The 9,971-nt window shown below is 27.4% G+C and carries 10 protein-coding genes; 2 read left to right on the forward strand and 8 right to left on the reverse strand.

What is annotated here, in order from left to right:
- Positions 1-246: 246 nt before the first annotated feature.
- Positions 247-438 (forward strand): hypothetical protein, encoded by a 192-nt coding sequence (locus Q5F54_RS06530; RefSeq protein ID WP_302334125.1) that lies wholly within the window; start codon positions 247-249, stop codon positions 436-438.
- 127 nt (positions 439-565) lie between these two features.
- Here the strand turns inward: Q5F54_RS06530 and Q5F54_RS06535 are convergent, their stop codons facing one another.
- On the reverse strand, positions 566-688 hold the full coding sequence (locus tag Q5F54_RS06535; RefSeq protein ID WP_277232767.1) for a hypothetical protein: 123 nt from the start codon (positions 686-688) through the stop codon (positions 566-568).
- Between the two features lie 171 nt (positions 689-859).
- Positions 860-2,014 (reverse strand): S41 family peptidase, encoded by a 1,155-nt coding sequence (locus Q5F54_RS06540; protein WP_071121470.1) that lies wholly within the window; start codon positions 2,012-2,014, stop codon positions 860-862.
- A 165-nt stretch (positions 2,015-2,179) separates the two neighbouring features.
- Between Q5F54_RS06540 and Q5F54_RS06545 the strand changes: the two genes are divergently transcribed.
- Positions 2,180-2,752, forward strand: coding sequence for a 5-formyltetrahydrofolate cyclo-ligase (locus Q5F54_RS06545; RefSeq protein ID WP_071121469.1), 573 nt, complete (start codon positions 2,180-2,182; stop codon positions 2,750-2,752).
- A 70-nt stretch (positions 2,753-2,822) separates the two neighbouring features.
- Here the strand turns inward: Q5F54_RS06545 and Q5F54_RS06550 are convergent, their stop codons facing one another.
- The 6 genes from Q5F54_RS06550 to Q5F54_RS06575 form a co-directional block, all read right to left on the reverse strand.
- Entirely contained in the window at positions 2,823-5,243 is a 2,421-nt protein-coding gene (locus Q5F54_RS06550; RefSeq protein WP_302334126.1) for a Lon protease family protein, read from the reverse strand.
- Between the two features lie 217 nt (positions 5,244-5,460).
- A complete protein-coding gene (gene dapB, locus Q5F54_RS06555; RefSeq protein ID WP_288526135.1) occupies positions 5,461-6,222 on the reverse strand; it encodes a 4-hydroxy-tetrahydrodipicolinate reductase in 762 nt (253 codons plus the stop codon).
- A gap of 23 nt (positions 6,223-6,245) precedes the next feature.
- Positions 6,246-7,133 (reverse strand): 4-hydroxy-tetrahydrodipicolinate synthase, encoded by an 888-nt coding sequence (gene dapA, locus Q5F54_RS06560; RefSeq protein ID WP_277229570.1) that lies wholly within the window; start codon positions 7,131-7,133, stop codon positions 6,246-6,248.
- A 12-nt stretch (positions 7,134-7,145) separates the two neighbouring features.
- A complete protein-coding gene (locus tag Q5F54_RS06565; protein WP_277229568.1) occupies positions 7,146-8,141 on the reverse strand; it encodes an aspartate-semialdehyde dehydrogenase in 996 nt (331 codons plus the stop codon).
- A gap of 73 nt (positions 8,142-8,214) precedes the next feature.
- Positions 8,215-9,414, reverse strand: coding sequence for an aspartate kinase (locus Q5F54_RS06570; RefSeq protein ID WP_288526131.1), 1,200 nt, complete (start codon positions 9,412-9,414; stop codon positions 8,215-8,217).
- Positions 9,415-9,584: 170 nt separating this feature from the next.
- A complete protein-coding gene (locus tag Q5F54_RS06575) occupies positions 9,585-9,965 on the reverse strand; it encodes a hypothetical protein (protein WP_302334127.1) in 381 nt (126 codons plus the stop codon).
- Positions 9,966-9,971: the final 6 nt, after the last annotated feature.

Consider the following 9,971-nt stretch of genomic DNA (forward strand, 5'->3'; position numbering starts at 1 on the left):
TGTTAGTTTCAATTCTATAAATTAACCTACTGTTTAATTTTCAAAGTTCTTTTTTGTCCTCTCTCTTGGACACTTATTATTATATTACCACTTTTTTATATGGTCAATACTTTTTTTAAAATTTTTCTATTTTTTTTATTTTTTTCTTTATTAGCTATACTTATACATTCTTAAACTACACATATTATACTCAAATTGTGAAAAAATATAATAAAATTATAATATTTTTAATAAGGAGATGATGTTATGTCCGACTTTAATACTATAAAAAACTTATATGAAGATGGATATAGATGCATTTATTATGATAAGTTAGAAAACAATCATACTATTTATCTAAAAAACTTTGATAATGAAAACTCAACAGTAATAGAATTAGAAGATGAAAATGAGTTTTCTCAATTTCAAGACTATATTAATGATTTAAGACTGTCTTAATTATAGGATATCTTTATTTAAACATTGCTTTAATATATGTTTGTTTATTAATTATTTTCTTATTTCAAGATAATTAAATCTTTTATAAAAGAAAAATGCATTGAGAGGATCCCAATGCATTTTTCTTTTATTTAGTTGTAACTATTTTCTTAATTAGTTGCAAAAGTTCTTCTCTATCTAATTCTAATTGTTTATTCTTTTTATCTTTATATTCTTGAAAGTTAACAACATTTGATATATATTTACTCATAAAATCACTTCCTATTAATAATTATTAACTTCTTTTGTATTTTTAATTCTACAAAGTAATATCATTTCCTTTTATTTTTAAAGTTATTTTGTTAAATATATTCACATTTTCCACTTATAAAATATTTTATAAAATATTTTTCAATTTTATATTTTATAAAATTATATTACCTTATTTACTTATTTGCTCTTTTATCCATTTCAAAGCAACATCTAATTGTTTTTCCTCATCTTTTTCCTCAATAGTTGGCTTTATACCTTTACCATTTATATATTCTCCACTAGGAGTAAAGTATTGAGCTGTTGTTAACTTATATCCTGTTCCATCCTTTAACTCTCTAACACTTTGAACTAGACCTTTACCAAATGTAGTAGTACCTACAGATATACCTGCTTTATTATCTATAATAGCCCCAGTAAGTATCTCAGATGCTGATGCACTTCCCTCATTAGTTAACACTGCTATAGGTAAACCTAACTTTTCTTTATCTGATTTTAAGTATTCAGTATTTCCCTTATTATCCTTTGTATAAACTATAGTACCTTCTCCTATTAAGCTATCAGCTATATCTTTACATACATTTAATAATCCTCCTGGATTATCTCTTAGATCTATAACAAGTCCTTTTATATCACTTTGCTTTAATGTATTTAATGTTTTTTCAAACTCTTTATTTGTATGTTCACTAAATGATGTTATTTTTATGTACCCTATATTATCATCTAACACTTTACCTTCAACTGTTTTAGATACTATTTCATCTCTTTTTACATTAACGTCTAGTATCTGCTCGCCTCTCTTTATAGTTAATTCTACTTCTGTTCCTTTTTTACCTTTAATCATGGTAATAGCTTCATCAGAATTTTGAGCTGATACAACTTTACCATCTACTTTTAATATCTTATCCCCTGCCTTTATTCCACTCTTTTCTGCAGGAGAACCATCTATAGGTGCAATTATAGTTATATGATCATCATCTGATGTTGGGCTTATATACACACCTATCCCTACAAACGAACCACTCGTTTGTTCCTTTAATTTCTCAAATTCTGCCTTAGTATAATATTGAGAATATTTATCATCTAATCCAGAAAACATTCCTTTTATTGCACCATCAACTAGTTTTTCATCTGATGTCTTTTGATAAAAATCATCTTTCACTAACTCCTCTAAGGCGATCATCTTATTGTACTTTTTATATGCTTCATATGTTTCTTTACTTATTACTACTTTTCCACCTAAAGCTATATTTAGTGTAGAAGTAATTAGAAATGTAATTACAACCAGCAACACACCGTATATTATGGCTTTTTTCTTTGATATCATTAGATTGCATCTCCTTTACATAGTACTCTGTATATTATATTACAAGCTACTCTTTTTATTACTACTATCATTTCTATTGATTTAATTTATTCAAACATACTAAGATTTATATTAAGATAATAAATATTATACATATTATACCAGATAAAAAAAGGGGTCGATTTTATGAAAAAAGATTTCAGAAAAAAGGTTATAGAATATAGAAATAATAAAGACACTGATTTTATATCTACAAACTCTCAAAAAATCACAGAAAAATTACTTTCAATGAACTGCATAAAAGATGCCAATACTATTATGCTTTATTTAGATTTTAATAATGAAGTAAAAACAGACCAATTAATTACTAAACTTATATCTCTTAGAAAAACTGTTGCAGCTCCTGTAACTATAAAAGATGAAAGAAAGCTTATACCTTTTAAAATTACTAATTTAAAAGATGGTATAAATATAGGAGCTTACGGTATAAGAGAACCCAAAAAAGACCCATCTAATGAATTAAATGTAGAGGCTATTGATATTCTTATAGTTCCCGCAGTAGCCTATGATAAAGATTGCTACAGATTAGGATATGGTGGTGGATTTTATGATAGATTTATTGAACACCTTAGAGATGATGCTATAACTATTGGTATAGCTTTTGACTTACAAGTATTTGATTCTATCCCTAAAGAAAATCACGATGCTCAGTTGAATTATGTAATTACAGAAAATAATATGTATATAGGAAAGATTTAATATATATAATCGGTCTGAAAAATAATATTTCAGACCGATTTAAACTTTTAAGATATTATATATTTCTTTATTATTTGTCCTTACCTTTACTCTCTTTATTATTTTTATTTTCCTCGTTATCTTCTTCATCTTTAGAGGATTTTCTATATCTATCTAAATTCTCATTAACCAACTTGTCTATTTCTTCTATACTTTTACCTGTAAGTATTTCCAATCCTTCTTCTATACTTTTTATTGCATATATATTAAATTTACCTTCTTTTATAGCTTCAACTACTTCATCTTTAAGAAGAAGATTCTTAACATTTTGTATAGGCATCATAACCCCTTGATTACCTGTAAATCCTTTTATTTTACATACATCAAAGAATCCTTCTATTTTCTCATTTATGCCACCTATCGGTTGTATTTCACCCTTTTGACTTACAGAACCTGTTACAGCTATATATTGCTTTATAGATATATTTGCTATACTAGATATAATAGCGTATAGTTCTGTACTAGATGCACTATCACCATCAACTCCATTATAGTTTTGTTCAAATGTTATAGATGTAGTTATAGATAATGGTTTTTCTTTTCCATATCTTGAGCCTAAATATCCACTTAAAATTAAAACTCCCTTATCATGTATACTACCACTTTGTTTTATTTCTCTTTCTATATTTATAACTCCTCTTCTACCATTATATGTTGAAGCTGTTATTTTAGATGGCTTTCCAAAGGAATACTCTCCAGTTCCCATTACAGCTAGTCCATTTATTTGTCCAACCTTTTCGCCATCTATATCTATTAAAAGCGTTCCATCTTTAAACATTTCATTTAGTTTTTCTTCATATTTATTACTTCTATATTTCTTTTGGTCTATCGCATTTTTTACATTCACTTCGGTTATATATGGTTGATTTTCATCACTTATTGCATCTGCTTCATATATTATATCTAAGATTTTATTGAACCTTGCTGTAAGCTTATCTTTACTATCACTTACCCTAGTACTGTATTCAATCAACTTTTCTACAGCCCCTTTAGTAAAATGCTTTAAATTTTCTTCTTCACACTTATTAGCTATTAATTGAGCTGTTTTATATATATTTTCTTCATTCTTATCTATTTCTATATCAAAATCTGCCATTATCTTAAATAAGTTTCTAAAGTCTTCTTCATGTGCATAAAGAATGCTATAAAAATAATTATCTCCAATTAATATAACTTTTGTATCTAATTCTATAGGTTCTGGCTTTAAAGTAGATGTTACTAGATATCCATACTGCTTGTTTATAGATTCAATAGATATAGTTCCTGTTTTTAGAGTTCTTTTTAGACAATCCCAAGAAAACGGATTTGATAATAAGTCCTTTACATTTAATATTAAATATCCTCCATTGGCTTTATGTAAAGCTCCTGGCTTTATTTCCATAAAACTTGTTGTCAAGGCTCCTATTTCATTTTTATACTCTACACATCCAGCAAGGTTATAGTATGTAGGATTACTCTCTGTTATAATCTTACACTTATCACAATCACTATTATCTATAAACAAATTAACTTTATATTTATTAAAGTATTTCTCTTGATTTTTAGGACCCATAATACCTAACATAGCCATAGGATTTTGTCTATTATCATCATCTTCTTTAAATTTATCTATATTGGTTACTATATCTATGCCTAAATCCTCTATATATTTTTTTATCTTTTCATCTTTTCCGTATTTATTAATTAAGTATTGCTCATAGAAACCAACAAGGCTTTTTCCTACTGTTTTATCTAAGTCTTTCATTTTATTCTTGTATGATTCTTCACACATTTTTATCTTATCTATGTAATCTTTACTATCCTGATTTAACTTTAGTCCTTCTTCTCGTATCTTTTGAATTTCAACTGCAGTAAGAGTTCCAAGTTCACTATCTTGCATAAGTTCTCCATTTTCTTTCATAGGAATACTCATTAATCCTCTATCTGTAACTTGAAATTTAAATCCCCTTGGTCTTGCAAATTCATTTAGTTCCTTTATTATATTTTCAATATTGCTTTCTAATTCACTCATTAGTATCCTACTATGATATTCATACTCCTTTGAATTGAATATCTTCGGAACTTCATTTTTTAATTTATCTACGATATCTTCTATATCCTTTTTAAATGCCTTACCTCCTCCTGGTTTAAAAGATAATGCTATTGGTTCATTTGTATTTTTAAAGTTATTTACATATACCCAATCTTTCAAATTGTCATTAGACTTAAAGTTCTTTTCAATTAAATTATAGGTATAGCTTGTTCTTCCTATTCCACTAGCTCCTGCTACATATATGTTATATCCTTTTTGTTTCATTTTTAGTCCAAATTCTATAGCTTGAACAGCTCTATTCTGACCTATTATTTCTCTTATAGGTGTTATTTCCTCTGTTGTCTTGAAATCTATATTGTCTAATGCATTTTTACACTTTAAATCTTCTATACTAACTTTATATTTATCTAAATCTAACATTTATTCACCTCTAGATATTATTTTAATTTATATTTTTCCCTACTTTTTATAAATAATTATTAAATATAAATAATTTATTTAAATTTATATAGTTAAGTTAATTAGCTTTATTTTATGCATTCTAGATTAATTAAATCTCTAAATATAAAATATTTAAAATCAAAAAATGAGTGCTTCCCAATGATTTTAATCATTAGGTAGCACCCAACTTAATTTACTAATTATTATTTATTAAGTTGTTCATATCATATAATCCATTTTCTTTATTTAAAATATATTGTGCTGCTTTTATAGAGCCTTGGGCAAAAACTTTTTTAGATAAAGCTGTGTGTTTTATCTCTACAATCTCATCTAGTCCTGCAAATATTACTGTATGCTCTCCCGGTATTGTTCCTCCACGAATTGCATGTATTCCTATTTCTTTTTCTTTTCTCTTTGCGTCATTTCCACTTCTTCCATAATTAAATTCCATTGAATCATCTAACTCTTTATTTATAGCATTAGCTATCATTTTTGCAGTTCCACTTGGTGCATCAACTTTTTTATTATGATGTTTTTCTATTATTTCTATATCAGTTATATTACCCAATGTATTAGTTGCTTGTTTTGATAAATTTATTAATACATTTACGCCTACTGACATATTTGAAGACTTAAATATTCTTGTGAATTTAGATACTTCTTTTATTTTATTTTCTTCTTCTTCACTAAATCCAGTAGTTGCTATCACAAGCGCAATATTATTGTTCACCGAATATTCAAGTAACCCACTTAAATTAGATGGCTTTGAAAAATCTATTATAACATCACATTCTTCTTTTACTAATAATGGTGATTTATATACTGGATAGGTATTTTTATATGAATTTATATTTTTATCTATCCCAGCAACTATTGTTATATCTTCCATTTCCTCTATAGCCTTAGTTAAAACTCTGCCCATTGCTCCATTACATCCACTAACAACTACATTTATCATCTTATCACCTCTGTTATTTTGAATTAATCTACTTTAATTCCATACTTCATCATATTATTGCGTAATATTTCCAAATTTTGTTCACTTATATTTGTTAATGGTAGTCTAAGTTCTCCAGCTTCCATTCCCATCAAGTTCATAGCTGCCTTAACTGGTATTGGATTAACTTCTATAAACAATGAGCTTACTAATTCGTTTACACCTAATTGTAATTTTCTCGATTCTACAACATCCCCTGCCAAATATTTTTCTACTATATCATGAGTTTCTTTAGGTAGTACATTAGCTAAAACAGATATAACACCACTTCCACCAAGAGATAATATAGGAACTATTTGATCATCATTTCCACTATATATCGTAAAGTCTTCTCCACATAATCTAGCTATTTCAGCAACTTGGCTTATATCTCCACTCGCTTCTTTTATTGCCACTATATTTTCAATCTTAGAAAGCTTTTCTACTGTGCTTGGTTTTATATTAACTCCTGTTCTTCCAGGTACATTATAAAGTATTATTGGTAAATCTACACTATTAGCTATAGTAGTATAATGTTTTATCAATCCATCTTGAGTTGATTTATTATAGTATGGTGTTACTATTAATAAGCCATCTACTCCTACTTCTTGACAATATTTACTTAATTCTATTGAATATGCCGTATTATTACTTCCACTACCTGCTATAACAGGTATTCTTTTATTAACTTTATCTACTACAAATTTTATAGTTGTTTTTCTTTCTTCATCAGTCATAGTTGCAGATTCTCCAGTTGTACCACATACTATTATCGAATCTGTTTTGTTTGCTATATGCCACTCTATTAATTCTCCCAATTTTTCATAGTTTACTTTTCCATCTTTAAAAGGTGTAACAAGTGCCACTCCAGACCCTTCAAATAATTTCTTCATAATGAAATCCCCCTATTTTAATTTTTTTATTAATAATTCAGCTATTTGAACTGTATTTGTTGCAGCACCTTTTCTTATGTTATCCGCTACAACCCACATATTTATTCCATTTTCAACACTATAATCTCTTCTTATTCTTCCAACATAAACTTCATCTTTTCCTTCTACATCTATAGGCATAGGATAAACATTATTTTTAACATCATCAACTATATTAACCCCTTCAGTTTTTTGAAGTAATTTATATATTTGATCCATTTCAAAAGGATTTTCAAATTCTAAGTTAATAGAGACACAATGTCCATATTTAACTGGAACCCTAACAGTTGTAGCTGTTACTCTTATACTATCATCATTTAATATTTTCTTAGTTTCATTAATCATTTTCATTTCTTCTTTTGTATAACCGTTATCTAAAAATTCATCTATATGAGGAAGGCAATTGTATGCTATTTGATGTGGATATTTCTTATTTTCTCCACCATTAATTCCATTTTCTAAATCTTTTATACCACCTACTCCAGAACCTGATACTGCTTGGTAAGTAGAATAAACTATCCTTTTTATTTTTAAAGCTTCATGAAGCTTTGTTAATGGAACTACAGATTGAATTGTTGAACAGTTTGGATTTGCTATTATACCATTATTCCAATCTACATCTTTAGGATTAACTTCTGGAACCACCAATGGCACATCATTTTCCATTCTCCAAGCACTACTATTATCAACTACTATAACTCCATGGTCTCTCGCTATAGGAGCAAACTTCTTGCTTACATCTCCCCCTGCTGAAAATAACGCTATATCTATATCTCTATCAAATGATTCTTCTGTTAATGCTTCTACCTTATATTCTTTACCTCTAAAAGTTAGTTCTGTTCCTGCAGATTTTTCAGATGAAAATAAATATAGATTATTTATTGGAAACTTTCTTTCTTCTAATACCTTTAAAAATGTTCTTCCAACCATTCCTGTTGCACCTACTATAGCTAAGTTTACTCGCTTCATTTTTTACCCCTCCATTATTTTTAAATTTTATTAATAAATATAAAAATTATCTTCATTATCAATTGTCAATATACTATAAATTAAACTCGTCCACTACTAGTTCTATAAAGCTTTGTTTATATTTGTCATCTACTATAAAAGATATACTTAATTCAGATGTAAATGCTTGTTTAAAATCAATATTATTAGTCTTAAATATATTAAATATTTTATTTATAACATCATAATTGATTCCTTTACCAACAACTGATATTGTGCTTATATCTAAATCTTTATAAACTTCTACATGATTTAATTCTGACTTTATTTCATACATTGCCTTATCTACGCAACCTAAGTCACCTTTGCTTACAATAAAAGAAAGGTTTGTATTTTCATTATCAGAAGCTATTTGATTTATCATTTTAATTTCTAAATTCTCATTGGATAATATGTCAAATATTATGGATATGTCATTAGATTTTAATAAGATATTTTTTATAGTTAATATAGAAGTATTATTATCTATAGCAATTCCTATTATAGGTTTGCAATTTATAGTACTCTCATTTCCAGTTATATAAGTTCCCTTAGTATCCTTACTACTTGAAGTTACATATATAGGTACATTTTTTCTGTAACCTATTTCCACCGAAGTAGTTTCCATTACTCCAGCACCTAGCCTTGACATTTCTATCATCTCTTTGTACCCTATGCAATCTATTTTTTTTGCATTTGGATAAAGCTTTGGATCAACAGGATATATCCCTTCTACATCTGTATATATAATACAATTACATCCAAGCGATGCAGCTAATGCAACAGCAGTAGTATCAGAACCTCCTCTTCCCAATGTTGTTATATCTCCACTCTCATTTATTCCTTGAAATCCTGCTACAATAACAATTTTGCCTTGTTCAAGATTTTCTTTTATCCTATCAATATCAATACTTTCTATCTCACTTTTTGAGTGAATACCTTTTGTTCTTATACCAGCTTGATATCCTGTAAAAGATATAGCATCATATCCCAAAGACTGAATTGCAATAGCTAGCAAAGATATTGATATTTGTTCTCCTGTTGATAAAAGTACATCAAGTTCTCTCTTATCAGGATTTACAGATATTTCTTTAGCTAAATCAACAAGCTTATTTGTTGTTTTTCCCATTGCAGAAACTACAACTACTACATCATTTCCTTTTTCTTTTTCTAATATTACTTTTTTGGCAACGGATTTTATTTTTTCAATACTCCCCATTGATGTCCCACCATATTTCTGAACTATAGTACTCAAAATAACACCCCTTTTTTTCATGATAATATATGCTATGTTAAAACCCTTATATTGGTTATTGTTTTTTCTGCATTTACCATTGAAAAAATGCTTTTGTATTATAAAACTACCTATAAAAAATAATCGAGTTGATTTTTGTTATAAAATCAACTCGATTATTTTTTATTTTATTAATTGTCCTCTACTGATGTATTCAATTCTATTGAATCAGGTAATTCATTTAAATTAGTTTCAACTACTATGTATGGATATGATTTTTCCTTATCTTTATATACTACTTTTACTCTCATTATATTCTTATCATCTTGTTTTACAACATCTATTTTATCCATTTCTATACCGTGATTCTTATCATTACCTCTAGTTACAACTACATAAATCTTATTATTTAACTTAACGGCTAATGCTCTTTCTTCATTTACATATTTATCCATCATATCTAGTATCTTTTCTGGTATAGCTTCTCTTTGTAAAATAGTATAGTCTACTGGCTTTGACTGTTCCATAAACATATTAGGTATAACTATAAAGCCACCAATTATTAATACCATAACTAT

The organism is uncultured Romboutsia sp. (assembly GCF_958366745.1).
GTDB lineage: Bacteria > Bacillota > Clostridia > Peptostreptococcales > Peptostreptococcaceae > Romboutsia > Romboutsia timonensis.

Coding starts and splice junctions, on each gene's coding strand:
- Q5F54_RS06540 (WP_071121470.1), bottom strand. CDS start 2,014: ATGATATCAAAGAAAAAAGCCATAATATACGGTGTGTTGCTGGTTGTA.
- Q5F54_RS06575 (WP_302334127.1), bottom strand. CDS start 9,965: ATGGTATTAATAATTGGTGGCTTTATAGTTATACCTAATATGTTTATG.
- Q5F54_RS06550 (WP_302334126.1), bottom strand. CDS start 5,243: ATGTTAGATTTAGATAAATATAAAGTTAGTATAGAAGATTTAAAGTGT.
- dapB (WP_288526135.1), bottom strand. CDS start 6,222: ATGATAAATGTAGTTGTTAGTGGATGTAATGGAGCAATGGGCAGAGTT.
- Q5F54_RS06545 (WP_071121469.1), top strand. CDS start 2,180: ATGAAAAAAGATTTCAGAAAAAAGGTTATAGAATATAGAAATAATAAA.
- Q5F54_RS06565 (WP_277229568.1), bottom strand. CDS start 8,141: ATGAAGCGAGTAAACTTAGCTATAGTAGGTGCAACAGGAATGGTTGGA.
- Q5F54_RS06535 (WP_277232767.1), bottom strand. CDS start 688: ATGAGTAAATATATATCAAATGTTGTTAACTTTCAAGAATATAAAGAT.
- dapA (WP_277229570.1), bottom strand. CDS start 7,133: ATGAAGAAATTATTTGAAGGGTCTGGAGTGGCACTTGTTACACCTTTT.
- Q5F54_RS06530 (WP_302334125.1), top strand. CDS start 247: ATGTCCGACTTTAATACTATAAAAAACTTATATGAAGATGGATATAGA.